The sequence below is a fragment of the Mediterranea sp. An20 genome (assembly GCF_002160055.1).
GTDB classification, from domain to species: Bacteria; Bacteroidota; Bacteroidia; order Bacteroidales; family Bacteroidaceae; genus Bacteroides; species Bacteroides avicola.
Genome location: NZ_NFJV01000002.1, coordinates 76,836 through 103,387, shown reverse-complemented (window position 1 = coordinate 103,387; position 26,552 = coordinate 76,836). Strand labels below are relative to the sequence as shown.

The following is a 26,552-nucleotide window of genomic DNA, read 5'->3' as shown; positions in this document are numbered from 1 at the left end:
GCCACCATTAGATGAACAAGAAAACATCAACGGGAACAGCAGGAAAAAACAACCTACCTTTTCCCCAACTTGAAAAATTCTGTTACTCTTCATTGTTGAATGCTTTAAGGTTAAGAATTTGTCTATATCGCTTCAAAATTAGTCATTATTTTCTATTGCCCGTGTATCAAAAGTGTATTATTTCGTGGACTACATGCATTTTTTATGCATTATATTACAATTCTATTTCAAATCGGGCTATCGTCAGCCAACCTGAGCAACACCTCTTTCAAAGAAGTCTGGCCGGACGTGCACTTCAGTTTCTTCTCCAAGATATTTTTCCGGGTAACATAAAAATAGTTCCTTTGCCTGTCAAACAAATAGACCAGATGCGAAACCGGGATTCCGACCAGCACCAAACAACACAAACGGATCTCCCGAGGAGAAACAGCCGGGAGAGACTTGCCGCAATGTGCCGGGTTCCTGCCCCCGGCACACGCGGACAGCAGCAGTCCCATGATGAACCATAATATATGATTCATACGTGTATATCCAACCCGTTGGCGAAATTCATGCAGGAAGTATGGAACTTCTCCCATAAGCTTATTACAAATTTATTCGGGGACAAAATTAGCACTTCAAAAAACTCCGCCCAATGTATAATATCAGCAAAAAGATGTACAATATCTCTTTTGCACCCTTTCTGTAACATTGGGTAGCGATGTGCGACTGAAACCGGAGCTTTTTGAAACAGCCCGATGCAAGAAGAAGAGATGAATGGCAAGCCACAGATGGCACGAATTGGAGGGACTCCACAGGCTTTCTTCTTATACTTGTGAAGCAGATACCTTAAGGCTTAGAAGCAGGCTTCCAAGCCACAAGACATCTGCCTTCAAAGTATAAGAGAAGAACCGGTGAAGTGTTGTTCAACCCACACACCATCCACAGACTGTGTTGTGAAAGATACGTGAAAGCATCTGCCTTCACCACATTTTGTTCATTCACTGCACATTATGCCACCGTGAAGGCGTGAAGGGAGTTGGGGCTAAAAACAAGAAAAAACATACACTATTCGCAGTTTACCATACCCGGATGCGATTGCCATGCGGAAGGGTTTCTACGGGACCGACCGTCGGTGCCTGCCCGGAACGTGTCTTACCCCAATAATCCTTGTCCAAGACGAAAGGCGTCCCGTCCGGATGCTCAAACGGATAGCCCGAAAGTTTCGCCACGCCCAACCGACGGGCATCTACCGGCTTACCCTTGAAGGCCGCCAGTTCCGCACAGTCGATGTCCGAAATCAGATAAACACCGTCCGGCGTCTCCTCGATGCGAAGGTTCGGGTCTTCGGTCTCCATGACCCATCCCTGCTCCTTGCCGCTCATCGGTTTGGCACTGCCCAAGAAGAGATTGTCTGCCGCGACGACAGGCCACTGGGAGGCATCGAACGCAGACAGCCCGTACTTCTTCTTCGCGTCATCCCCTCCGACGAAGAGATTGTTATAGAAACGGTGGTCGCCCTCCGTGATGGTACGGAAGCCTTTCACCTCCGTCGAGTGGTTCAAGTGATAAGGCGTATAGCGTGGGTCGTCATAGCGCACCACGTCGCCCGCGAAGAGATTGTGAAGATAAGCGCCTCCGTCCGTGTTTTCCTGAATGGAACATGCGGAGAGTGCGATGTTGTTGTCAACGACATAAGGTCCGTGGTCGACCTCGAAGAAGAGATCCGGCGCCAGGTTGTCATACAGCAAATTGGAGGAGACACGCGCCCCCTGCGCCATCCAGTCGAGCCAGATGCCGTAGTTCGCAGAGCGGTGGATGCGGTTGTGGTGAATATAGGTATCAATCGCGCCATGCAGTTTGATACCCGCCATCTCTGCGCCGCCAAACTGCTGTTTCGCCAGTATGTTGTAGATATGATTCCCGTAAATCTCACTGAACGCCGCGCCCATACTGCCACAGATACCGGTCTGTTCACAGTCGGAAATGACGTTGTTGCGCACGATGTGCGAGCCTACCTGCTCCTTGCTCCAGCCCCTCCGCAGGACGTTGAATATCACTTCGATGTAATGAAGCGTACCGTCCAACCGCTTGTCGTTGCACTCAAGGTTGTGACCGCTGCTGCGTTCCTTCCCCAGCGTGATGCCATTGCAGCGGGAGTTCTTGATGACATTGTTCTCAATAATCCACCCCTTACACCAGTGGGTCGCCACCATGCCTACCTGTTCTGCCGTCGGTGCAGCCCAGCGCGTGGCGGCCTGGCTGATGTGGAATCCGCGCAGGGTGATGTAGTCCAATCCCTGCCGGGTCGGATAGAAACAAGTGGGACGGACGGAAATCTCGACCGTCTCGCGGTTGGGATCTGCCGTGCCGAAGTTTGCATAAAGGATGGTCTGCTCGGCTTCTACTACGGCGTACCAGACGCAGGTCGTCCCTTCCGGGTCGCGCAAGCTGCGGATGGTATCGGGTGTGAAAACCTTCTCCAGCGAGGTAGTCTCGTATAAGGAGACATCGTTCAGGTAGATGTCGCCGGTGTGGTAGGTGTGTTCCGACCAAAGCCAGTCGCCATACAGTTTTTCGTTAAAGGGGTTATAGGCACCGAAGAGGGTGTTGGGGACAACCGCTTTCCATACTCCTTTCCCCTTCTTTTCCCGCTTCCAGCTCGTTACCAACTCCGAGCCTTTCAGTTCTGCCTTTTCCCCCTCTGCCACACGGTAGAGGATGCGCTTGTCGGGGCTTTCTCCCCCGTTCAGCGGATTGACCCACTCGCGATAGACACCGTTGTGCACCGTCACTGTGTCGCCCGGCAATGCCACTTGGGCGGCATAGTTAATCGTCCGGAAAGGCGATGCCTGCGTGCCCTCTCCCGCGTCACTGCCGGAGGGAGAAACATGATACTCTCTGGCAGACAAACAGCTTACCAATAATAAGCCGGCTGCCAATAAAATGTCTTTTTTCATAAGAAATGCAAGAGTAAGCGATTGATTACTTATTGATGCTTGTTTTATTGATTCCGCCCGTTCGGTCCAGGAACTAAATCATACGCCTCTTGTTTCTGCCCGTTCTCCATCCGGAAGAGTGTCCATCCGGCTTTGTCGGGTTTCTCTTCCAAACGCCAGCTCAAAGCAGGGTCTTGGAGCAATTTCCGGATATGCGTCGGGAAAGCATCTGCCCGCCGTGCCTCTTCCCATGTCCGGATGACATGGAAGATAGCATATTTCTGCGGACAACTTTCCACGTCTTTCTGCCCGATACGCAGGCTGTAGGTAGCCCCATAGCCAACTGCCGTCGCCTCGATATGTTCATATTGCTCGACGGTCGAGGTGGCAGTAATCGGGAAGTTTCCGCCAAACGACGAAGGGAAGAAGTTGGCAAAGGTCACATCACGCAGGTCTTTCCCTTGACTGGTCGTGCTGCCCCAAAGGCGTTTGTCGGCATCATACATGTTCAGCCCACCGCCCACGTTCCAGATGCTCTGATAGTGCCAGGAGCCTTCCGACAGGGTGGCACCGGTAAAACGAATATCCGGCAGTCCGTATTCCTTCGCTTTCTCAAACATGACCCGAAAGAAACGCTTCACCGAATAGCTGCCGAATCCGCTGTGGAACAAGAACTCCTGCCCGTCTAAGTCGAAATAACCGACACCGCTGTTCTTGCATATATCCGCATAGTGGCGGGCTATTTCGTCCTGCAACTCCAGGTTGGGCACCAGCCCCTGATAGCCCCAGCCGACGGTCACCTGCGGCTTATCGACATTCGCTCCCTTCTGATGGGCTGTCGGTACAGTGTTCCAATAACCGCGCGTCACGTTCAGCAGGTGGTAAGGCGCCGTATCCGACACACCGAGATAGTGAATCAGTTCCTTCCCGATCTTCACCATGTTCAACTCCGGGCAGTGTCCTTCCCAACAAGCAATCTCATTCAGGTAAGTCGGGTCGTCAATGTAAATCAATGTATCTGTCGCCGAAAGGTCGGCAGCCAAGTGACGCCGATGCTGGATGCAGACGCTATCCGACGGCACAGGACTACAGTCTAACGTACCCGGCGCCATTGAGTTCGTAATCGTGGTGCGTCCGAAAATCAGCCCCTCTTTCGCCAGATAGTCGGCAAACTCCCGATGTGACAGGTCTCCGCCCGTCATGTGGAACGGCCTCCGCACATGCTCCCCCTTTCCATCGATAAAGCCACCGTTGCTCCGGTCCGGGTGCAAGAAGGGTTGATCATAGGCGGAAATCACCTTCAACCCCATCTGCTTGGTATACGACGCCACGCTGTCGTACACCCCTCCATAGGTCAGCACGTCAGGCATGAACGCCGTGGGGTCTTTCACCCATTTCCCGTTGAAGGTCGTATAAGGCAGCCCTTCCTCCAAGACAACCGTCTGAATGACATCCATCAGTGCGATGCTATCCGGACTCCCCCAAAGGGCGATGGACGAACCGATGTAATCCACGCCCGGCACATCCTGACGCATCAGGTGGTTCGGTTCGTTATTCTGCAAAATAGGAACACCTTCGGGTGAATAAATCAAATCCCCTTTCCGGCGGTCGCGTGAGTGATAATGAATATAGATACGTCCGTTCTCGTCTACGTTGGCTGCTCCACCGTACAGCATCCGGTAGTAAGGCTCCTTCCGGTTGTAGAAAGCCACGTCGCTGATGCCGTCGCCGCCCATCGTAAATTGCTGCCCCTCATGCAGGGTAACGGGCAAGGGATGGTTCACCGGGTCCGGCGAGTGGGCGATATATCCCCCAAAGCCTGTCTCCGACGTGAAGCGCGATTCCCCGCCGATTGTATTGTCATCCAGCGCCAAAACGCCGATGGCATAATTCACGGCTGCCGTCGTGTCGCGTGCCACGCCGATGATGTCGCCCAACAGATTGTTGATGTTCGTATAATAGTTGCCCCATTGGATGCCGCTGATGCCCTCGCGGTTGTCCAACGCCTCCAGCGTCAGTTTAAAATACTTATCCTTTTCTTCCAGCCGCACGGTGGCAATCGAGCCATTGGCATACTCCAAACGATACTTCCCGTTGGCATAACGGGCCTTCTGCGGATAGTAATACCGCTTCAGCCTACCGTCGTACAGTGCCAACAGGGGCGATGGACGGTCGGCCGGGCTGAAGTTGCGACTTTCGCGCATGGTGTTCCACATCCCGACAATATATCCCTTAGCGTCAATATCCAAGCCGAAATAATCGGTTCGGAATCGCTGCATCTCTTGCGAACCGCAACTGCACAACAGACAGGCGGCAGCTGCATACATGGCGAGTTTTTTTTTCATTTCTCCCCTGATTCGTCATTCCTGCATCTTCATCCATGCCTGCGGCAAAGCCTCTACAATGTCTCCCGCAGTCAGGCTGATTACTCCACGTTCTTTAGCGGCCATATCACCAGCCAGACCATGCACAAAAACACCCAGTTGGGCGGCTGTTCCCGGTGCATATCCTTGTGCCAGCAAAGCCAGTAATACCCCGGTCAAGACATCACCGCTGCCCCCTGTAGCCATGCCCGGATTGCCCGTCGGGTTGAACCGGCACTTCTTGTCGGGCGAAATGACAGCCGTATAAGCACCTTTCAATACGATGTACACCTCGGCATTGCAGGCTAACTCACGGGCACGCTCCAGTCGTTCAAAAGAATTACGGCACTTTCCTACCAGGCGTTCCAGTTCTACGGGATGCGGGGTCAATATACTGCCCTTAGGCAGACGCGAGAGAAGACTGCGGTTGTCCCCCAAGATGTTCAGGGCGTCGGCATCAAACACCATAGGCGTATCGCTGGTCTCAATCTGCTCTATCAGCGCAGACACCGTCTCCGGTGAGCAGCCCAGTCCCGGGCCGACGGCGACAGCCTGGAAATCGTCCGTATCGACCGGCGAGGCAAAACAAGTGTCGCTCAAATCAAGGTCGGTCATAGCCTCCGGGACAGCCGTCTGCACAATGCCGTTGTTGCAGAAAGGCACATGTACCGTCAGCAATCCTACTCCTGAGCGCAAGCAGGCTTTAGCGGCCAATATCGAGGCCCCCGCCATGCCCTGAGAGCCTGCAATGAGCAAGGCACGGCCAAAATTGCCCTTATGGGCGAACTTTCCGCGGGGCTTTATCTGCTCCACCAGTTCGAGAGGTTCTGTCAGAGTGTAGTCAGTCGGCAGCTTCTCCATTCCCTCTTCGCTGAGGCCAATATCCAGCAGCCGCCATTCGCCCACATAGACTTCATTTTCAGGGAAGAAGAAAGACAGCTTGGGCAGTTGCAGGCTCAGTGTAAGGTCGGCACGCACAATGCACGCCGCCACATTGAAAGAGTTATCCTCCCCCATCAGCCCCGAAGGAATATCAATAGACACCACCCGGGCCGGCGAGGCATTGATAAACTTTACCACTGCGGCAAACCCTCCCGACAAAGACTTGTTAAGCCCGCTGCCGAAAAGGCCGTCGATGATGACATCATCTGCCGTCAGCTTGGGGAAGACAAACTGAGTGGTGACTTCGTGGAAATTGACATCGGGCAGGGCAGCCAACCGTTCCATATTAAGGGCACAGTCGGGCGAAAGATTGTCTTTGGTGTTAAACAGAAACGTCTCTACCCTGTATCCCTTCTCCTGCAACAGACGGGCCACAGCCAAGGCATCGCCCCCGTTGTTGCCAGGACCGGCAAAGACCGTGAAGGCAGTTTCCGTACTCCACCGCCCGGCAATGGCCCTCACTATGGCCCGGGCAGCGCGCTCCATCAGGTCGATGGAAGCAACAGGTTCATTTTCTATCGTATAGGCATCAAGTTGTTTGATGTCGCTGGTGGGAAAAATCTTCATAAGACATTATTTTGTAAAGTGAAGGCAAAAGTACAAATTTATACTTGATGCAGCAAGCATTCATTGAATATCTACCCACAACACAAAAACACAGAGCCACCGCAAAGCGTCATCACGTCCAGACGCCGCTTCCGGTTGCCCTGTGTTTCGTATCAGGTCCTGCTCAACGCCAGCTGAAAGTCACCAGCAGCCCTTTATGGTCTGTGGGCCACACGCCTTCCGGCAACAGGAAAGGGTCCTGTGTCTGCTCCTCTATCCGCTGACTTTTGCAGATACTGCCACGCGGACCGAAGATGACGGCTTCTTTCAGTTCTATGTCGGGATGAGGATAATAGAAGACATAATCGATGCGGTCGCGCTCGTCGGACTTGGGAGTCCAGGTCAGCTTACTGACCGGTATAGCCGGATTATCGGCAGGGAATGTAAAACCGGGATGTGTCAGCACGTTGGGATAAAGCTCGCGGTAGGTATCCACAAAGCCGGCATTGTCCAGCATAAGAGGTACGGTCCAGGGAATAATCAGGCCATTGTGGTCATACAGGTCTTTTGTTTCGCGAATCCAGTCCAGGTGCGACGGTTCGTTGAAGTCACCGCCCAGGATGACGATGTTTCCTTCAGCCACATCCTTGCGCGCCTCCTCCAGGAAACAGCGGATGGCGTCATCGCGCAGCGAAGCATCGTTCACCTTCAGCACTTCGAGTACCGTCTGCGGGATGGGAATCTCCTCCCAGGTAGAGCCGTCGTAGCCACGCACATTATAATAAGCATCGTTCAGATAATCCAGATGTGCCGTATAGACAGCCATTTTGCGCCCGTTGACGGAAGTCTCCATTTTGTAGATGCTCCCGTGGTCGTCCTTCAGGGGGAACACCGTCAGCGAGTCGGTTATGGGATAACGACTCAACAAACCCGAATCATCACTGAAGAAAGAATAATACGTCTCGCCACGCTCGGCCAACGACCGTACCATGCGGTCGCAGAAACGCGTGTTGTGGTAATTGCGCACTTCGCTGAACGTCACAAAATCCGGTTTCAGCCGGACAATCTCATCGACAATGGCATCGTAGCCGTCGGGCACCACAGTGCCCTCCTGCCAGATGTTCCATTGGAGCACCGTAAAACTGTCCTGCTCTTTCTGTCCGACCTCCCCGTTTTCTGCAAAGGCCGGAACGCCCGCCATCATCAGCAGGCCGCAAAATAAAGAATATAGTTTCATGCCATGAAAATATAAAGGATATACTAAGTTACAGCTGTGCCTGCTCACGGCTCTTGCCGATGGCAAAAGACAAGCCGATAAAGGCATTCACACTCCGCGAGTTCTTACCCAGATACATGTAGTCCGTACCCAGCATCACAGGACCCAACTTGATGCCCAGACCGAACGACTTACCCGCACTCTGCAACATGGAGTAGCTGAGCGACAGGTTCAACAGGCTCCAAGGCCGATAGGTTCCAATCACGGTCAGTTCGCTCAAGGTGTTCAGCTGTCCCCAACGCGTCGTAGAAAGGATACCGGCAGACAGTTTATTGTTGAAGAAAGTGTATTCAGCCCCCAACACCAGCGTAGTGGGAAGCGTCGTAGTGCGTGCCTTCTTCTCAGAGTTCTCCTCCAAGCCTATCAAATCGAGGTCGATGACATCCCCGCCAGACACGCGGTCGTAGAAATCCTGGATATTGCCATCGGCCACGGAGTAAGCCTCGTGTGTATGGCCTTCGGCTACCAGCGAAGAGCCTTTGGACCACTTGATGAATCCCAAATCCAGCACAGCAGCCGACACAGTCAGGTTATCCAACAGGCGATAAGTGGCTCCCAAATCGATGCCGACACCATAACCTCCAATACCAAAGTTATTATATTCCACTTCATCCACATATCCATCGGAATTGGTCAGCAGGTCCAGTCCCTTCATATTGGCTTCGGCATAAGCATCCACATTCAGTTCGGCAGAACCGCTACCGGCATACAGATTCTCGGTATTGATGCGCACATTATCAATATGCATATCCAAATTACCGGCACCCAGCAGGAAGTTGAACTTACCGCCTACGGTCAAACGGTCGCCAATGGCACGCGCATAGCCCACGCCCACTTCCGCATAAGCATTCAGTGCCAAAGCCTGCCCGTTGAAACCGAAGCTCCGGTTATCCCATTCATTATCATTCTCCGGCATGTCGCGCAGGAAATCGAAAAGCCCTTTCGGGAAACGGCCTTCGACATCGGTGCGTACTCCAACGTTGAACGACCAGAATCCTTTTCCTTTATAGAAACCGAAGGAGACGAGGTCGGTGGCGACAGAGACCGAAGCTTTGTTCATGCCCTTCAGCTTGTCGTTGAATGCTGAGCTGCTCCAGAAATCATCTCCGGCATCAAACATATCAATGACGTCTTGCGTGCCCAGCGAATTGGTGTAGGCAGACACATTAAGCATACCCAAGGCCGGCACATCGACATAACCCCGGGATGGCAACCAAGCCGGATTAAGCTGCAAACGACTGCTTCCGTCCATAAAATAAGATGAACGCAGGAACTGGGCATGAGCGGACAAAGAGACCGCCAACAAAATAAATGCACAAAGCAAATGTTTCCCACAAAAATGCATTTTTCTCATAATTATCATACTTGTTTAAAAAAAATAGTCTATGGCTTTCTCACAGACTGACTCATTTTCCATCTATCAATCAGGCGTGAAAGCTGCACGGACTGCGGGTGAAACACAATACACAACACGCAACCGGTAACGCCTTATGCTCGCTTAGAGATTGCAAATTTATATATTCTTCTGAAAAAGACCAACACAAACGAAATTATTGACACAAACCTTCAGCCAACATGCGCCCTATGGAGCGATGTAACTTTTCATGCACAACACAAATATGCCGTACACAGGCGACTTCTCTGCCAACCTCTTCGAAGGAAACAGCCAAGCGATAAGCAGCCTACTTCCAGGCGATAAGCAACAAGCTCGTTATATATATGGAGCAACACGCTGATTATCAACCAGACATTTTTCCGAGGCCAACACCAAAGGAACGAAAGTTCAGACAACCGATTGTGCCGATTATCCGCTCAAAAAGCAGGAAAAGAAGAAATGGCAGCAAAGAATGGCAGGAAAAACGGAAGAAATTGCTTACTTTTGCACAAAAATCCATCGACTAATGAGCGTTATACAGATAAAAGACAAGAAATTTGCAGTTTCCATACCCGAAGAAACCATCCTGAAAGAAGTGAGCCGCGTAGCCGCGGAAATCAACCGCGACCTGGCAGGCAAGAATCCACTGTTTCTCAGCGTGCTGAACGGCTCGTTCATGTTCACAGCCGACCTGATGAAACGTATCAACATCCCCTGCGAAATATCTTTCGTCAAACTGGCATCCTACCAGGGGATCGCCTCAACGGGCAAGGTGAAGGAAGTCATCGGCATCACCGAAGACCTGACGGACCGCACCATCGTCATCGTAGAAGATATTGTGGACACGGGCTTGACGATGCAACGCCTCCTCGAAACATTGGGCACGCGACGTCCAAAGGAAATCCACATCGCTACCCTGCTACTCAAACCGGAAAAGCTGAAGGTGGACCTCGACATCGAATACGTGGCCATGCAGATTCCCAACGACTTCATCGTGGGCTATGGACTGGACTACGACGGGCTGGGACGAAACTACAAAGACATTTATACAGTGGTTAATGATTAATGGTTAATGGTGAATGGGCTGCGCGTGGAACATCCTTGCTATTAACCATTAACCATTTACCATTTACCATTAACCACTAACCACTAACCATTAACCACTAACCATTAATAAAATGCTAAACATCGTAATTTTCGGCGCTCCCGGCTCAGGCAAGGGAACGCAAAGTGAGAGAATCGTAGCCAAGTATGGAATCAACCATATCTCCACCGGAGACGTGCTGCGTGCCGAAATCAAAGCCGGTACCGAACTGGGCAAAACTGCCAAAGGATACATCGACCAGGGACAACTGCTGCCGGACAACCTCATCGTAGACATTCTGGCTTCTACGCTGGATGGGCTGAAAGATTCGAAGGGCGTCATCTTCGACGGATTCCCCCGCACCATCGCACAGGCAGAGGCGCTGAAGAAGATGCTGGCCGAGCGGGGTCAGGAAGTAAGCATCATGCTGGACCTCGAAGTGCCCGAAGACGAGCTGATGAACCGCCTCATCCTGCGCGGACAACAGAGCGGACGCGCCGACGACAACGAAGAGACTATCCGCAAGCGCCTCACCGTCTACCACAGCCAGACGGCTCCCCTCATCGACTGGTACAAGCAGGAGGGCAAGTATTGCCACATCAACGGACTGGGCGAACTGGAACGCATCACGGAAGACATCTGTGCGGCGATTGATAAGGTGAAGTAATCTCATTCTCCCGCATATTTGCACTATAAAAAGTGCAATTTCCCCATAAAAGTGCACTGAATTCAGTGCACTTTTCGTATCTTTGCCCCGAAAAAGGAGAAGAAATGGAGAAATTACAAGCCTACTTTGATGCTTTGTTGAGGGATACACCCACTGAACACCACCGTTATATGTTCAACCGCATAGACTGGGAGAACCGTCTGGTGGGGCTGGTAGGACCGCGCGGCGTGGGAAAAACCACGCTGATGCTGCAACATGCCAAGGAACGGCTGGAGCGCAACACGACGCTCTTTGTCAACGCCGACGACCTCTATTTCTCTACCCGACACTTGGTGGACCTGGCCGATGACTTTGTCAAACGGGGAGGACGTCACCTCATCATTGACGAGATACATAAGTACCAGGATTGGGCACGCGAACTGAAACTGATATACGACTATCATGCAGGATTGCGCGTTATCTTCACCGGATCGTCCATCCTGGACATTCACAAAGGAGCAGCCGACCTGAGCCGCCGCGCCTTACTCTACCACATGCAGGGGCTTTCTTTCCGCGAATACATGCAGATGTTCCACGGCATCCGGTTGCCTGTGCTGACTTTAGATGACATCCTGCACCACCGTCTGGAACTGCCGCGCGACTTCCATCCCTATGCTTACTTCCCGGACTATCTGAAGCAAGGCTATTATCCGTTCTCACAGGAACGGCAATTCGACATCCGCCTCCAACAGGTAGTGACCAAAACCCTGGAAACAGACATCCCCCAATACGCAGAGATGAGTGTCGCCACCAGCCGCAAACTGAAACGCCTGCTTACCGTTATCGCCCAGAGCGTGCCCTTCAAACCCAACATGAGCCATATCGCTACTACGATAGGCATCAGCCGGAACAGCCTGGCCGATTATTTCCTCTATCTGGAAGAGGCCGGTCTCATCGCCCAGCTGCGCGACGACACCGGCGGCATCCGGGGATTGGGCAAGGTGGACAAGGTTTATCTGGATAATCCCAATCTCGTGTATGCTTTGGCACAACAGACTGCTGATACCGGCAATCTGCGCGAAACATTCTTTTTCAACCAGACCCGTGTCAACCACGATACTATCACCTCTTCCGTTTCCGACTTCCGGATTGATGACTCTACGTTCGAAGTCGGAGGACGAAACAAAAAGCAAAAGCAACTGCAAGGCATTGAACAGGGATATGTGGTGAAAGACAACATCGAAAGCGGTTATATGAATGTCATTCCTTTATGGCAGTTCGGACTGAATTATTAACTACAATTATATAATTAGGAAATTATGCCAGAATCAAACTTCGTAGACTACGTGAAGATATACTGCCGCTCGGGCAAGGGCGGACGGGGTTCCACACACATGCACCGAGCCAAGTACATGCCCAAGGGTGGACCCGACGGAGGCGACGGCGGACGCGGCGGCAACATCATCCTGCGCGGCAACCGCAACTACTGGACGCTGCTGCACCTGAAGTATCAGCGCCACGTGCTCGCCGGACACGGCGAAAGCGGCTCGAAGAACCGCAGCTTCGGCAAGGACGGCGAGGACAAGGTGATAGAAGTACCCTGCGGCACCGTGGCCTACAACGCCGAAACGGGCGAATACTTGTGCGATGTCACCGAGCACGGGCAGGAGGTCATCCTGCTGAAAGGTGGACGCGGTGGACTGGGCAACTGGCACTTCCGCACCGCCACGCGACAGGCACCGCGCTTTGCCCAGCCGGGTGAGCCGATGCAGGAGATGACCATTATCCTGGAACTGAAACTGCTGGCCGACGTGGGCCTGGTGGGCTTCCCCAACGCGGGCAAATCAACCCTGCTTTCTACCGTATCGGCCGCCAAACCGAAGATTGCCAACTATCCCTTCACCACACTGGAGCCCAACCTGGGCATCGTGTCCTACCGCGAAGGCAAGTCGTTTGTCATGGCAGACATCCCCGGCATCATCGAGGGGGCCAGCCAGGGCAAAGGACTGGGACTGCGCTTCCTGCGCCACATCGAGCGCAACTCACTGTTGCTCTTCATGGTGCCTGCCGATGCGGACGACATCGCCAAGGAATACGACATCCTGCTGAATGAACTGAAGACATTTAATCCCGAGATGCTGGACAAGCAGCGTGTGCTGGCCGTCACCAAGTGCGACATGCTGGACCAGGAACTGATGGACGAAATAGAACCGACACTGCCCGCCGGCATCCCGCACGTGTTCATCTCCTCCGTCAGCGGGCTGGGCATCGACGTGCTGAAGGACATCCTCTGGACTGAACTGAACAAAGAGAGCAACCGCCTGGAAGGACACATCGAGAGCATCGCACATCGTCCCAAGGACATGAGCCACCTGGCCGAAGAACTGCGCGAGGAAGGTGCCGATGAAGACCTTAGCGTGGAATACGTGGACGAGGACGACATCGAAGACCTGGAAGACTTCGAATACGAAGAGGACTGGGACGAGGAAGAGGAAAACGACAAGGAACAGCAGTGACCATGAAAGTTATCCTGGAAACCCGCCGACTCCTGCTCCGCGAACTGAGGCAGGAAGACTTCGACGATGCTTGCCTGCTGCTGCAAGACCCGGAGGTAATGTATGCCTACGAAGGTCCTTTCAGCCGGGAGGAAGTGCAAGCATGGCTGGACAAACAACTGCGCCGCTACCGGGAAGACGGGTTCGGTCTTTGGGCACTGGTGGAGAAAAGCAGCGGCACCCTCATCGGGCAATGCGGCCTTACGCTCCAGGACTACAAGGGCAGGCGGGTTCCCGAGATAGGATACCTGCTGCGCCGGGCCTACTGGCACCAGGGATTTGCCATCGAAGCCGCCCGTGCTTGCAGGGAGTATGCGTTTCAGGCACTTGGTTTCCGGGAGGTCTATTCTATCATACGCGACACCAACTTCCCCTCGCAACAAGTGGCCCTGCGCAACGGCATGGACCTGGTGGACCGGATGGTGAAGCACTATAAGGGAATAGACATGCCGCATCTGGTGTTCAAAGTCGGAAAAGATGCCTGTCTGCAGCACCACTTCCTTCAATATCCCGAAATCTGCGCCTTCAGCACCACGCGCCGTGGCGGTGTCAGCACCGGAACTTATGCCTCGCTGAACTGTACACCCTACACGGGTGATGCCCCCCAGTGCGTCAGCCGCAACCAGGAGATACTGCTTGCAGCCCTGCCCCAACACCCGCGAGCACTCGTCATTCCCTGGCAGACGCACAGCACGCGAATATTGCCCATAGACGATGCTTTCCTCTCTGCGAACGAGGAACAACGCCACGCCTTGTTGCAAGGCATTGATGCCTTGGTTACCGACCGCCCCGGCATCTGCCTCTGCATCTCTACCGCAGATTGCATACCTATTCTATTATATGACAAGAAGCACCAAGCCATCGCTGCCGTCCATGCCGGTTGGCGGGGCACGGTGAATTTCATCGTCGGCCACGCGCTGGAACAGATGCGCACCTTTTACGGCACGGACGGGGCAGATGTTTCGGCCTTTATCGGACCGGGCATCTCACTCCGGGCCTTCGAGGTAGGCGACGAAGTGTACGAGGCTTTCTGCCAGGCCGACTTCCCGATGGAACGCATCGCCCGCCGCGAAAGCAAATGGCACATCGACCTGCCTGAAGCCAACCGCCTGCAACTGCTGGACTTCGGCGTACCGTCTTCTGCCATCGAGACCTCCGGCATCTGCACCTATACGCAATATGACGATTTTTTCTCGGCGCGACGGCTGGGTGTAAAGTCTGGACGGATGCTGACGGGAATCATGCTAAATTACAGTTAACTCATTTATGTCCATACTTATGTTTCACCTCACCCTCTCACCCGAACTCAAGTCGTACTGCCCCGAATACCGCGGTGCAGCTGTCCTGGCAAACGTCACCAACACACCTTATTCCGAAGGACTTTGGCAGGAGATAGACTCTTTCACCCAAACCTTGCGCGCCTCGGAGACAGCCGACAGTATCAAGCAGCAACCTGCCATTGCTGCCACACGCGAAGCCTACCGCCGATTGGGCAAAGACCCCAGCCGCTATCGCCCCTCGGCCGAGGCCCTGCGCCGCCGACTGCTACGCGGACTGGAACTGTACAGAATTGATACACTGGTAGATCTGATAAACCTCGTCTCGCTGCGGACAGGCTACAGCATAGGCGGATTCGATGCGGACAAGATTCAAGGCGCAGACCTCTGCTTGGGAGTAGGACAGCCCAATGAGCCGTTTGAAGGCATCGGACGGGGCATGCTCAACATCGAAGGACTGCCTGTGTTCCGCGACGCTGCAGGAGGCATCGGCACACCCACCAGCGACAACGAGCGTACCAAAATGGGGTTAAGCACCCGACGCATACTGGCCATCATCAACGGATATGACGGAAACGGACAGCGGTTGCACGAAGCCGCCAGCATGACACAGGAGCTGCTGGAAAGATATGCAGAGGCAAACGGAGGGGAGATCGTATTCTTCGAATAAGAAAAAAACGATACGTCTGCACAAAGTATGCAAACCTTTCACTACCTTTGCGGAAAATAGAAGAAGTAAAAAACCGCGAATGATAGAAAAACTGATTGTACTCGAAGATATAGACCCCGTCCTCTTTTACGGCGTGAACAACGCCAACATGCAGCTCATCAAGGCACTTTACCCCAAACTGCGCATCGTGGCGCGGGGCAATGTCATCAAGGTGCTGGGCGATGAAGAAGAGATGTGCGCCTTCGAAGAGAGCATCATCAAACTGGAAAAATATTGCGCTGAATACAACCAACTGAAAGAAGAAGTCATCATTGACATCATCAAGGGAAACGCCCCGCAGGCTGAGAAAAGCGGCAATGTCATCGTGTTCAGTGTCACCGGGAAGCCCATTATTCCCCGCAGCGACAACCAACAGAAACTGGTGGAGGCATTTCGCGAGCACGACATGGTGTTTGCCATCGGACCGGCCGGCTCTGGCAAGACGTACACTGCCATCGCTTTAGCCGTACGGGCACTGAAAAACAAGGAGATTAAGAAGATTATCCTGAGCCGCCCCGCCGTAGAGGCAGGCGAGAAGCTGGGCTTCCTGCCGGGTGACATGAAGGAAAAGATTGACCCCTACCTGCAACCCCTCTACGATGCCTTGCAGGACATGATACCTGCCGCGAAGTTGCAGGAATACATGGACCAGAACGTCATTCAGATAGCTCCGCTGGCCTTCATGCGCGGACGGACGCTGAACGATGCGGTGGTCATCCTGGACGAAGCCCAGAACACGACCTCTGCCCAAATCAAAATGTTCCTCACCCGCATGGGCATGAACACAAAGATGATTGTCACGGGCGACATGACGCAGATTGACCTGCCCTCATCGCAGGTGTCGGGACTGGTACAGGCGCTCCGTATTCTGAAAGGAGTCAAAGGCATTGCCTTCATCGAGCTGAACCACAAGGACATCGTGCGACATAAATTAGTCACCCGCATCGTCGAAGCCTACGACAAGTACGAGAAGGAGCAGAAGGCAGAACGGGAGCGCAAGAAAGAAGAAACCATAGCTAAAACAACAAGATATGAAAGCATTAACTAAAACAGACTACAACTTTCCCGGTCAGCAAGGTGTGTACCACGGGAAAGTGCGCGACGTGTACAACATCAACGGTGAGAAACTTGTCATGGTGGCTACAGACCGAATCTCGGCCTTCGACGTCATCCTTCCGAAAGGCATCCCTTACAAGGGACAGATCTTGAACCAGATTGCTGCAAAGTTCCTCGACGCGACAACAGACATCTGCCCCAACTGGAAACTCTCCACACCCGATCCGATGGTAACAGTCGGCGTATTCTGCGAGGGATTCCCCCTGGAGATGATTGTACGCGGCTACCTCTGCGGCTCGGCATGGCGTGCCTATAAGAGCGGCGTGCGTGAAATCTGCGGCGTGCGTCTGCCGGAGGGTATGAAAGAAAACCAGAAATTCCCGGTGCCCATCATCACTCCGACAACGAAAGCCGAAATTGGCGAACATGATGCCGACATTTCCAAAGAAGAAATCCTGAAGCGCGGTCTTTGCACGCCCGAAGAATATGCCATCCTCGAAGACTATACCCTGCGCCTCTTCGAACGCGGCACGAAGATTGCCGCCGAACGGGGACTCATCCTGGTGGATACGAAGTATGAGTTCGGCAAGCACGGCGGACAAATCTACCTGATGGACGAGATACACACGCCCGACTCCAGCCGCTACTTCTACAGCGAGGGTTACGAAGAACGTTTCGCCGCAGGTGAACCGCAACGCCAGCTCAGCAAGGAATTCGTACGCGAATGGCTGATGGACAACGGATTCCAAGGCAAGGAGGGACAGCAGGTGCCTGAGATGACAGACGACATCGTCCGCGGCATCAGCGACCGCTACGTGGAACTGTACGAGCACATCACGGGCGAGAAGTTCGTACCGCAAGATACGGAAGACATCGCTACACGCATCGAACGGAATGTAACGAATTATCTCAACGCGTAACATCCAGCCGGCAAGCCCCGGCACCCCTCCCAGGAGTATCTGTGAGGCCGATTCCGGGGCTTCCGACATCAAAGCCCGTTTCATTCTACACCAAAGCCACTCTGATGCTACGTCAAAGCTGGTTTCACCCTACATCAAAGCCGTTAAGATGACACTTCATCCAGACGGCATCCCGTTTGTAAACAAAAACAAATAAGATATGGACTATCCTCAAGAGAAAGTCAAGCCCTACGGACAAGAGGGGCGAAAGGCGGAGCAAGTGGAACGCATGTTCGACCACATCGCCCCCGCCTACGACCGTCTGAATCACCTCATGTCATTAGGCATCGACCGCTTGTGGCGGCGCCGTGCCATCCGCTGGCTGCGTCCCTTCCGCCCCGCCCTGGTGCTGGACGTGGCTACAGGCACGGGTGACTTTGCCATACAGGCCTGCCGAATGCTGCCCTCCGCTTCGCTTACGGGCGTCGACCTGTCCGAAGGCATGATGCAGGTGGGGCGCCGGAAGGTGGAGCAGGCGGGGCTGGCCGCCCGTATCGACTTCCAACGGGAGGACTGTGAGGCGCTGACCTTTGCCGACGCCTCGTTCGATGCCGTCACCGTGGCCTTCGGCATCCGCAACTTCGAACATCTGGACCGCGGACTCCGGGAGATGTGCCGTGTACTCCGTCCGGGTGGCCACTTGGTCATCTTGGAGCTTTCTACCCCCACCCGTTTCCCCATGAAGCAGTTGTTTGCCCTCTATTCCAAAGCGGCCATGCCCTTGATGGGGCGCACCATCTCGCACGACGACAGCGCCTACACCTACCTGCCGGAGAGCATCCGCGCCTTCCCGCAGGGCGAAGTGATGCAGGAAAGCATCCGCCTTGCCGGCTTCTCGCAAGTCTGCTTCCGTCGGCTGACGTTCGGCCTCTGTACGCTGTATATGGCAACGAAATGAATATTTACCCTTAATACCAGATTTCATGAAAACGAATGCTTTATTTTCATTGTGCATAGGCATCATCCTGTGTCAAGCCTTCTTCCTAACTTCGTGCAGCGAGAGCAATGGGGGAAACGACGACATCATCTGGGATTTCGCCCCCATCAACTTCATCATCGCCGTGCAGGACGCCGAAGGCAACGACCTTCTCAACCCGCTGACCGAGGGGCACATTCTGGAGCAAGACATCAAAGCTATCTATCAAGGGAAAGAGTATAAACTGAACGAACAGGTAGCCCAAACGAGAGATTACTTAGCCATCTTACGCGGTTTGCAGGCTTTTATGACAGAGGACGGACGCTACATGCTTTTCTTCGGCGAACTGGACGGAACCGACACATACGACAACGAAACCCTCACACTGGACTGGGGCGACGGCACCACCGATGTCATCACCTTCTCCAGCCGCCTGACGTGGAATTCACCGGAAGACCCGGAGTTCAACCGCCATTTTTACCTGAACGGAGTGGAGCAGGAGTCTTCCACATTCCTTCTGACTAAAGAGCCCGGCACTTCCCCGGCCTGGAGCCGCAGTTCGTGGAGCATCGTTGATGCTGATTTCTATATCGATGCCGAAGACAAGACCGATATACACGCCGACCTGCAAACTGCTCCTTACCAAATCGGATGCAGCCTTCAGCTTGACAACCCATCGTCCATCTTTTCCGAAGGTGATAAAGGCGTATTAAGATGGTTAGATTCTGATAACCAGTCGATAATAGGAAGAGCATTGACCATAAAGCGCATAGTCAACTTTGCAGAGTTCACCCAAGACATCACAGACAAATATCAGTCCTACCCGCCCGATGCTCAAATTGAATTCTATATGGCATGGGAAATCGAACTGGGCAAAGACGTGCGGAGGAGCTATGACGTGTTTGCCGTCCACTCCCCCACGGACGGCTATACGCTTTGGATATACGAAGACCTGACAAAAACATATCAGGCCCAATATCCCGACCTACAGATAGAGAAAGTGATACGGACATTGGTCGGCAAAATGACTATTGAAGAATGACAGTTCAATAAACAACGATTACAGAAACAACCCATATATTTATCTTTCATCATGGACAAATACGGTTTAATCGGCTATCCGCTGAAACATTCGTTCTCCATTACTTACTTCAACGAGAAGTTCCAGTCGGAAAACATTGACGCAGAGTATGTCAACTTCGAAATCCCCAGCATTGAGGACTTTCCCGAGGTAGTGGACGAGAACCTCAACCTATGCGGATTGAACGTTACCATCCCCTACAAAGAACAAGTCATCCCCTACCTGGACGAACTCGACCCGGACACGGCCAAGATAGGCGCCGTGAACGTCATCAAAATCATCCGCCAAGGCAAAGCCAAGGTGAAACTCGTGGGCTACAACTCGGACATCATCGGCTTCACGCAGTCCATCGAACCCCTGCTGCAAGACCATCATAAGAAGGCATTGCTGCTGGGCACGGGTGGTGCCTCGAAAGCCGTCTACCACGGTCTGGCAAACCTGGGTATAAAGAGCACCTATGTTTCGCGCAACAAACGCGACAAGGAAACCATCACCTACCAGGACCTGACACCTGAAGTAATGGCCGAGCACACCGTTATCGTCAACTGCACACCCGTGGGCATGTATCCCAAAGTTGACTTCTGCCCGGACATCCCCTACGACCTGCTGACGCCCCAGCACCTGCTCTACGACCTGCTGTACAATCCCGACGAAACCCTCTTCATGAAGAAGGGCCGCGCCCAGGGCGCCACCGTGAAGAACGGACTGGAGATGTTGCTGCTGCAGGCGTTTGCTGCTTGGGAGATTTGGCACCGCTGACACAGAGAACAGGTATGAAGCACAAAAAACTCTTCATCGGCATCCTCACCGGGGTGCTGATACTCATTGTCGTGCTGTTTGCCGCAGGCTACTTCATGGTTGACTACGCCCTGAAGCCCGGCGAACTGACCACCCGCAGCCGTAACATCAACGGTTCGTGGGAGCAGATGCGTCACGACTATCCCGAACTCGGCCCGTGGCTGGACAGCCTGCGCACGGTTGATGCCCTGAAAGAAACCTATATAGAAAATGAACGGGGCGAACGCCTCCATGCCTTCTACGTTCCTGCCGCACGTCCCACGCGGCGCACCGCCCTCATCATCCACGGTTATACCGACAATGCCATCCGCATGATGCCCATCGGCTACTTGTACAGCCGCCAGCTGGGCTACAACATCCTGTTGCCCGACCTCCACGCCCACGGTCTGAGCGAGGGAGATGCCGTCCAGATGGGATGGCTCGACCGGCTGGACATACAACGATGGGCCAATGAGGCGCGTCAACTCTTTGGCGACAGCATACGAACTGTGGTGCACGGCATCTCGATGGGTGCAGCCACTACAATGATGTTCAGCGGAGAGGTGAAGCAGATGAACGTCCAGCCCCCCAAATGCTTCGTGGAAGACTGCGGCTATACCTCCGTATGGGATGAGTTTGCAGGAGAACTGAAGAACCGGTTTGGCCTGCCCGCCTTCCCTTTGCTCGACATCGCCTCCCTGTTCTGCCAATGGCGATACGGTTGGAATTTCCGTGAGGCATCTGCCTTGGAACAGGTCAGGCAATGCACCCTGCCCATGCTCTTCATCCACGGCGATGCCGACACCTTTGTACCCACATGGATGGTACACCCGCTCTACGAGGCCAAGCCTGGACCGAAAGAGCTGTGGCTGGTGCCCGGAGCCGAACACGCCGTGTCTTATAAGGAGAATAAAGAGGAATATACGCGGCGGGTAAAGAATTTTGTGGACAAATATATCCGATAACTCCCGCAAAAGCCGTATCTTAGCCGCCGAAACATCAAGAAGAGACTGCATGAAACGAATCATTCCCCTTCTCATCCTGTGGCTGTGCCTGCCTTTCTGCGTGCGGGCACAGCAAACCATCTATACACCCGACAACCTGCCCAAGGTGCATATCCAGAACAAATACCGCTATCTGTGCGACCCCGCGGGCATCATCAGCCCCGCCGCCACGGACAGCATCGACCGCATGCTTTACCGCCTGGAACAGCAGACGGGCATCGAAACCGTGGTGGCCGTGGTGCCCAGCATCGGCGAGGCCACGTGCTTCGACTTCTGCCACGAACTGCTCAATTCGTGGGGCGTAGGCAAGAAGGGGAAGGACAACGGGCTGGTCGTCCTGCTCGTCACTGACCAGCGTTGCATTCAGTTCTACACGGGCTACGGTCTGGAAGGCGTGCTGCCCGACGCCATCTGCAAGCGCATCCAGACGCAAGATATGATTCCTTATCTGAAAGACGAACGCTGGAGCGAAGGCATGGTAGCGGGTATCCGCGCTACCTGTGCCCGTCTGGACGGTTCGATGGAGAACGACGGCAATACATCCGAAGATGGAGACCTGGGAACTGCCGTTGCCATCATCTTTGCCTTCATCCTCTTCGCCATAGCCATCAGCATTGCAGTTGCCCAACGCAAGACCCGTTGCCCCCATTGCAAGAAGCATACCCTGCAACGTGCGAGCAGCCAGGTGGTCTCCTTCCACAACGGTGTGAAGACGGAAGACGTCACCTACATCTGCCGCAACTGCGGCCATGTGGTCAAACGCCGCGAGCGCCACGGACAAGACAATAACCGCGGGCGAGGCGGAGGCTGGGGAGGTCCGGTCATCTTCGGTGGCGGATTCGGAGGTGGCGGCGGATTCGGAGGCAGCTTCGGTGGAGGAAGCGGCGGCGGAGGAGGAGCAGGCTCCAGGTTCTAAATGAAGAATTAAGAATGAAGAATATACGAATCCATTAATTACAATCAAAAGAAGAAGCGAAGTATGAAGAAGACAACTACCCTTATCATTATCGCAGTCGTTGCCGTACTGGCCATCTGGGCCGTAACGGGTTACAACGGACTGGTGTCGATGGACGAGAAAGTAAGCAACCAGTGGGCCAACGTGGAGACACAGTACCAGCGTCGCGCCGACCTCATCCCCAACCTGGTGAACACCGTCAAGGGCTATGCCGCCCACGAACAGGAGACACTGGAAGGAGTCATCGAAGCACGCAGCAAGGCCACGCAAATCAAAGTAGACCCCGCCGACCTGACGCCCGAGAAGCTGGCCGAATACCAAGCCGCACAAGGACAACTGGCCTCGGCTCTGGGCAAACTGCTGGCCATCACCGAGAACTATCCCGACCTAAAGGCCAATCAGAACTTCCTGGAACTGCAAGCCCAACTGGAAGGCACGGAGAACCGCATCAACGTGGCACGCAAGAACTTCAACGACACGGCACGCGAGTTCAATACCGCCATCCGCCGCTTCCCCAAGAACATCCTGGCCGGACTGTTCGGCTTCGAAAAGCGTGCCTATTTCGAGGCTCAGGCCGGAGCGGAGACGGCACCGACGGTGGAGTTCTGAGAACTGCCGACTGGATATTCCGACAAATAGCTGTATCTTTGCACCATGCGTCTCCAAGACAAGAAAGGGAGGCGGCAAGCAAAACATCTTTAGGACTCATTTCATTTCGAAAAAAGAACCGGAAGCACCCCCGATATACACGAGGCTTCCGGTTCTTTTTTTATGATGCGACAGGTGCCGTCAGCGGATAAAGTTCGTGCGCAACGGCTCCTCCGCCCCGCGGGGAAAGTCGATGCCCGCCTGCCGTCCCGCCTCGATGCAGCGCAGGAGCCACGCCATGTTGCGTCCCAGCGTGCGCATGGTCTGCAGGCCTTCGAGGTCTTGGCGTACCTCGTCGGGCGTATTGCCGTGCACCATGTTCCAGTATTGCGAGGAAACTACAGGCATGGAACTGATGGTGAAGTATTTGTTCAGCTGGTCGAAGGTAGCCGTAGCACCTCCGCGCCGACAGCTGGCAATGGCCGCAGCAGGCTTCCCGGTGAACACGCCCCGGCGGTTGCCCGCATAGAAGGCACGGTCCATGAACGAAGTGATGGCGCCGCTGGCCGAAGCGAAGTGCACGGGCGAACCGAACACGAATCCGTCCGCTTCCGCCGCCTTGTCCAGAAACTCATTCACCACATCATCGCGGAAACAGGCTTTCTTCTCCGCACAACTGCCGCAACCGATACATCCGGCCACGGGCTTCACACCCAACCACACGATTTCCGTCTCCACGCCCGCCGCTTGCAGGGTGGCGGCCACTTCCGAGAGGGCCGTATAGGTGCAGCCCTCCTTGTGAGGGCCGCCGTTCAAAAGCAATACTTTCATACTAAATCTGTCACAAATTGGTTTTCACTCCGCAAAGATACGGAATCCAGTTCAGATATCCCGTGCCTCGTCCGAGGAATGAACAATGACCCAATCCGACTTGGTGGTATCATACACCCCTTCAAAGAAACTGTAATTCGTCAGTTCGATGAAACGCTTCATGTCGGCCAATTGCTCGTCCGTCATGGAATGAGTGGCTTTCGCTAGCTCATAAGCCATCCATCCCAAGCTAGTAAAGCTGTATGGATTGAGCGACAACGCCAGCCGCCCGTCTCCGTCAAACCCATAACTGGCAGAGAAGTAGTTACCCGCCGCAAACGCGGGAGCATAAGTCAAGGCGGATACATCCCCCACGAATGCCTCATAGATGCGCTCCTCAGCACTGTGCGCAGGATTTCCGTCGGTGTCCGGGCCGCCTAGATGGAACATGAGGAGTTGGTCCATGTCCACGCGAGGCCAAAACTTGCTGGCACTGAGCAGACGGTAATCCGCCTCGCCCGTCGGCTTTATCAGCCATTCATAAGTATAATCGTTGTGGAAGACGAACTTCATCTCGTCGTAGGCCTCGCCCAGCCGCTCGCCCATCTGTTGCAGCATGGTTTGTACAAAGTCGTAATCGTCGCCGCGTGAAGGCGCCTGCTTCAACTCCAGACAATCCGACCCGAAACGGAAGATATACTCGCGGTCGCTCAGTTCGGGTATGGCCAACTCCGAAACCACCGACAGATTCAAATAGTCGGTCGCCTCCTCATACTGCCCTTGCACCCGGACGTAGTTACCCGCCTCGGTCGCCTCGCCTTCGAACGTCACCGTCCCCACGCCCTGCACGGGATCCAGTATTAGGCGGGGCAGATACACGCCTATGGGGTAATCCTTTTCAAAATCATTCCAACCCATCATCATGACCATCTCCATTTTCGTCCCATCCTCCGACCAGGGACGGAAGGCAACCCGCATGTAGGGTTCCTCCCCGTTGTAGAGTACACTCAAATCGGGCGTGCTTTTGTTGTTGCCAAACTCGTGTTCGGTCATCAAGGACCAGTCAGTCGGCGGAGATGCCGGCTCATCGTTCTCACAGCCCGCCAGCCAAGTCATGGCAGACAGACAAAGAAGGCCGTACAAGGCACCTCGGATTGCATTGTGTTTCATAAGGCTATTTATTTAAGATTCCACAAAAATAGGAGCTTGTTTCCAAATAAACAAATTTTCCACCTACCGGGTAGCAGAAAAACTTTTCAATGAGGATGCAGTATTTAACGCCCGCACGCCCTTCCCGCTACCAAGAGCCTGTCTTTATCCTGCCAAGACAGCCTCTTGGCAGCGGGAAGGCATTTTATAGAAGCCTTATTAATAATATATAAAAGCCTTATATAACATACATATAAGCCTTTTATAACTGATATAAAAGCCTTATATTTGTGTTATGAAAGGCTTATATATATCATCAAGCAAGCGGCAAGAGAGGCTCTTGGCAGGACAAAGGCAGGCCCTTGGCAGTGCAAGAGAGATCCGCAGGCCGCAGCAAGGGAAGTTATAAACTTAAAAACGAGACAGTTATGTTTTTCAAGAAAGGCAAACAGAAGATTGGGGGAATCGTCAAATGGTTTCCGCGCGAAGTGGTGTTCAGCCGCCACCCCGCCACCATCAAAGACCTGGCGGAGGAGATTGCCCACATGAGCACCGCCTCGCCGGGCGATGTCTACCTGGTGCTGGCCTGCCTGCCGCGGGTGATGGCCCAGTTCATGAGCGAAAGCCGCCCGGTGCACATCGAGGGCCTCGGCTCGTTCTACTTCAAGCTCTCCTGCGCCGGCCGCGGGGTGGACTCGCCGGAGGAGGTGGACCGCAAGCAGATAAAGTCCATCCGCGTCCAGTTCCTGCCCGAACGCCAAGGCAAAGGGAAGTTCATGCGCCGACCGATGACGGAGGGCGTCAGCCTCATTTCCTGGGAGGGCGAAGTGGACGACGGGAAAGCCGCAGAGACCACTCTCTTAGACGAATAGTGCTATGGTAAGTAGTGATGTTAAAGATGGCGAGGTGAACAAAGGCTTTCTTGCTTTCCTGCTTCACCCCCGTGAGGACATGCCGCTTGATAATCGTCCCTTATCATTGTTTCGCACTTGTTGTTGGTATTTCGGGCTAAATATTCTTATGGTTGTCGGAATGGCCATTTTAGTGACATTAGATCTTTCGCCCGATACAGGGTCGGACAGTACTAAAGATGCTCCTCTTTGGAAAGTAATGCTTATCCTGCCCTTAGTGGAGGAAATCGTATTCCGTCTTCCTCTGCGGCGCAAGCGGTGGATATGGACGGTTTGGGCAGGAATCACGGCCTTCATGATTACAACTTTAGCATCCGGTTTGAAGATTTATGATATGGAGAGCTTGGTATGGAGATTACCCGTAGCTATGGTGGTTGCAGGATGGATGGGATGGCTTGGCTGGAAATGGATGAAAAAGATTCCATTCGGGTGGTTATTCTATGGATTTGCTTTGATGTTCGGCCTTCTTCATTTGAGTAACTTTGTATGGGGCGATGCGATCACAACGGGTACCTTTGCTTTTCTCATACTTTATTCGGCAGACAAGATCACATCGGGATTGGTGCTGGGCTATGCCCGTATCAGGCATGGTTTCTGGATGTGCGTATTGTTACATGTATTGAATAACTTGCCGTTTGTGGTATAAATACGTACT

General features: G+C 53.6%; 24 protein-coding genes and 1 pseudogene. 18 read left to right on the top strand and 7 right to left on the bottom strand.

Features of this window, described 5'->3' with window-relative positions; translation table 11 throughout:
- Nucleotides 1–11 precede the first annotated feature (11 nt).
- The gene (locus B5F34_RS17250; RefSeq protein ID WP_140392931.1) at nucleotides 12–509 is read left to right on the top strand and encodes a hypothetical protein; all 498 of its coding nucleotides are present in this window, start codon (nucleotides 12–14) and stop codon (nucleotides 507–509) included.
- A 549-nt stretch (nucleotides 510–1,058) separates the two neighbouring features.
- On the opposite strand, the gene B5F34_RS01800 is transcribed toward B5F34_RS17250, so the two are convergent.
- The 5 genes from B5F34_RS01800 to B5F34_RS01780 form a co-directional block, all read right to left on the bottom strand.
- Entirely contained in the window at nucleotides 1,059–2,939 is a 1,881-nt protein-coding gene (locus tag B5F34_RS01800; protein ID WP_087334450.1) for a right-handed parallel beta-helix repeat-containing protein, read from the bottom strand.
- A gap of 44 nt (nucleotides 2,940–2,983) precedes the next feature.
- Entirely contained in the window at nucleotides 2,984–5,263 is a 2,280-nt protein-coding gene (locus tag B5F34_RS01795) for a hypothetical protein (protein ID WP_087334448.1), read from the bottom strand.
- 15 nt (nucleotides 5,264–5,278) lie between these two features.
- Nucleotides 5,279–6,790, bottom strand: coding sequence for an NAD(P)H-hydrate dehydratase (locus tag B5F34_RS01790; protein WP_087334446.1), 1,512 nt, complete (start codon nucleotides 6,788–6,790; stop codon nucleotides 5,279–5,281).
- A gap of 163 nt (nucleotides 6,791–6,953) precedes the next feature.
- Entirely contained in the window at nucleotides 6,954–7,970 is a 1,017-nt protein-coding gene (locus B5F34_RS01785) for an endonuclease/exonuclease/phosphatase family protein (protein WP_239448757.1), read from the bottom strand.
- Between the two features lie 64 nt (nucleotides 7,971–8,034).
- Nucleotides 8,035–9,399, bottom strand: a complete 1,365-nt coding sequence (locus B5F34_RS01780; RefSeq protein WP_087334442.1) for a DUF5723 family protein — start codon at nucleotides 9,397–9,399, stop codon at nucleotides 8,035–8,037.
- A 547-nt stretch (nucleotides 9,400–9,946) separates the two neighbouring features.
- Here B5F34_RS01780 and hpt point away from each other — a divergent pair.
- The 15 genes and pseudogenes from hpt (at nucleotide 9,947) to B5F34_RS01705 (ending at nucleotide 23,048) form a co-directional block, all read left to right on the top strand.
- Nucleotides 9,947–10,486, top strand: a complete 540-nt coding sequence (gene hpt / locus B5F34_RS01770) for a hypoxanthine phosphoribosyltransferase (RefSeq protein WP_087334438.1) — start codon at nucleotides 9,947–9,949, stop codon at nucleotides 10,484–10,486.
- A gap of 112 nt (nucleotides 10,487–10,598) precedes the next feature.
- Complete coding sequence (locus B5F34_RS01765; RefSeq protein ID WP_087334435.1) at nucleotides 10,599–11,171, top strand: adenylate kinase; 573 nt, start codon at nucleotides 10,599–10,601, stop codon at nucleotides 11,169–11,171.
- A gap of 104 nt (nucleotides 11,172–11,275) precedes the next feature.
- Nucleotides 11,276–12,445: an AAA family ATPase gene (locus B5F34_RS01760; protein ID WP_087334433.1), complete on the top strand. Its 1,170-nt coding sequence runs from the start codon at nucleotides 11,276–11,278 to the stop codon at nucleotides 12,443–12,445.
- A 24-nt stretch (nucleotides 12,446–12,469) separates the two neighbouring features.
- Nucleotides 12,470–13,666, top strand: coding sequence for a GTPase ObgE (obgE, locus tag B5F34_RS01755; RefSeq protein WP_087334431.1), 1,197 nt, complete (start codon nucleotides 12,470–12,472; stop codon nucleotides 13,664–13,666).
- Nucleotides 13,667–13,668: 2 nt separating this feature from the next.
- A pseudogene (locus B5F34_RS17805) lies at nucleotides 13,669–14,097 on the top strand (GNAT family N-acetyltransferase); the annotation flags it as partial.
- Nucleotides 14,098–14,151: 54 nt separating this feature from the next.
- Entirely contained in the window at nucleotides 14,152–14,964 is an 813-nt protein-coding gene (pgeF, locus tag B5F34_RS17505) for a peptidoglycan editing factor PgeF (protein WP_162609274.1), read from the top strand.
- Between the two features lie 19 nt (nucleotides 14,965–14,983).
- Nucleotides 14,984–15,652 carry a phenylalanine--tRNA ligase beta subunit-related protein gene (locus B5F34_RS01745; protein WP_087334676.1) on the top strand — a complete coding sequence of 223 codons (669 nt, stop codon included), beginning with the start codon at nucleotides 14,984–14,986 and terminating at the stop codon, nucleotides 15,650–15,652.
- A 79-nt stretch (nucleotides 15,653–15,731) separates the two neighbouring features.
- A complete protein-coding gene (locus B5F34_RS01740) occupies nucleotides 15,732–16,739 on the top strand; it encodes a PhoH family protein (RefSeq protein WP_087334428.1) in 1,008 nt (335 codons plus the stop codon).
- Nucleotides 16,723–17,667 carry a phosphoribosylaminoimidazolesuccinocarboxamide synthase gene (locus B5F34_RS01735; RefSeq protein WP_087334426.1) on the top strand — a complete coding sequence of 315 codons (945 nt, stop codon included), beginning with the start codon at nucleotides 16,723–16,725 and terminating at the stop codon, nucleotides 17,665–17,667. Before B5F34_RS01740 ends, B5F34_RS01735 begins: the two co-directional genes overlap by 17 nt.
- Before the next feature lie 199 nt (nucleotides 17,668–17,866).
- On the top strand, nucleotides 17,867–18,604 hold the full coding sequence (gene ubiE, locus B5F34_RS01730; RefSeq protein WP_087334424.1) for a bifunctional demethylmenaquinone methyltransferase/2-methoxy-6-polyprenyl-1,4-benzoquinol methylase UbiE: 738 nt from the start codon (nucleotides 17,867–17,869) through the stop codon (nucleotides 18,602–18,604).
- A 25-nt stretch (nucleotides 18,605–18,629) separates the two neighbouring features.
- Nucleotides 18,630–19,664 carry a hypothetical protein gene (locus tag B5F34_RS17800; protein ID WP_239448749.1) on the top strand — a complete coding sequence of 345 codons (1,035 nt, stop codon included), beginning with the start codon at nucleotides 18,630–18,632 and terminating at the stop codon, nucleotides 19,662–19,664.
- A 51-nt stretch (nucleotides 19,665–19,715) separates the two neighbouring features.
- Complete coding sequence (locus tag B5F34_RS01720; protein WP_087334422.1) at nucleotides 19,716–20,462, top strand: shikimate dehydrogenase; 747 nt, start codon at nucleotides 19,716–19,718, stop codon at nucleotides 20,460–20,462.
- Nucleotides 20,463–20,476: 14 nt separating this feature from the next.
- Nucleotides 20,477–21,445, top strand: a complete 969-nt coding sequence (locus tag B5F34_RS01715) for an alpha/beta hydrolase (RefSeq protein ID WP_087334420.1) — start codon at nucleotides 20,477–20,479, stop codon at nucleotides 21,443–21,445.
- A 49-nt stretch (nucleotides 21,446–21,494) separates the two neighbouring features.
- Nucleotides 21,495–22,400, top strand: coding sequence for a TPM domain-containing protein (locus B5F34_RS01710; RefSeq protein ID WP_087334418.1), 906 nt, complete (start codon nucleotides 21,495–21,497; stop codon nucleotides 22,398–22,400).
- A 63-nt stretch (nucleotides 22,401–22,463) separates the two neighbouring features.
- Entirely contained in the window at nucleotides 22,464–23,048 is a 585-nt protein-coding gene (locus B5F34_RS01705) for a LemA family protein (RefSeq protein WP_087334416.1), read from the top strand.
- A gap of 180 nt (nucleotides 23,049–23,228) precedes the next feature.
- Here B5F34_RS01705 and B5F34_RS01700 read toward each other — a convergent pair whose 3' ends face one another.
- Nucleotides 23,229–23,858: a flavodoxin family protein gene (locus tag B5F34_RS01700; protein WP_087334414.1), complete on the bottom strand. Its 630-nt coding sequence runs from the start codon at nucleotides 23,856–23,858 to the stop codon at nucleotides 23,229–23,231.
- Between the two features lie 51 nt (nucleotides 23,859–23,909).
- Complete coding sequence (locus B5F34_RS01695) at nucleotides 23,910–25,007, bottom strand: hypothetical protein (protein ID WP_140392930.1); 1,098 nt, start codon at nucleotides 25,005–25,007, stop codon at nucleotides 23,910–23,912.
- 347 nt (nucleotides 25,008–25,354) lie between these two features.
- On the opposite strand from B5F34_RS01695, the gene B5F34_RS01690 reads away from it, so the two are divergent.
- Both B5F34_RS01690 and B5F34_RS01685 read left to right on the top strand, forming a co-directional pair.
- Complete coding sequence (locus tag B5F34_RS01690; protein ID WP_239448747.1) at nucleotides 25,355–25,858, top strand: HU family DNA-binding protein; 504 nt, start codon at nucleotides 25,355–25,357, stop codon at nucleotides 25,856–25,858.
- Nucleotides 25,859–25,862: 4 nt separating this feature from the next.
- A complete protein-coding gene (locus B5F34_RS01685) occupies nucleotides 25,863–26,543 on the top strand; it encodes a CPBP family glutamic-type intramembrane protease (RefSeq protein ID WP_087334407.1) in 681 nt (226 codons plus the stop codon).
- Nucleotides 26,544–26,552: the final 9 nt, after the last annotated feature.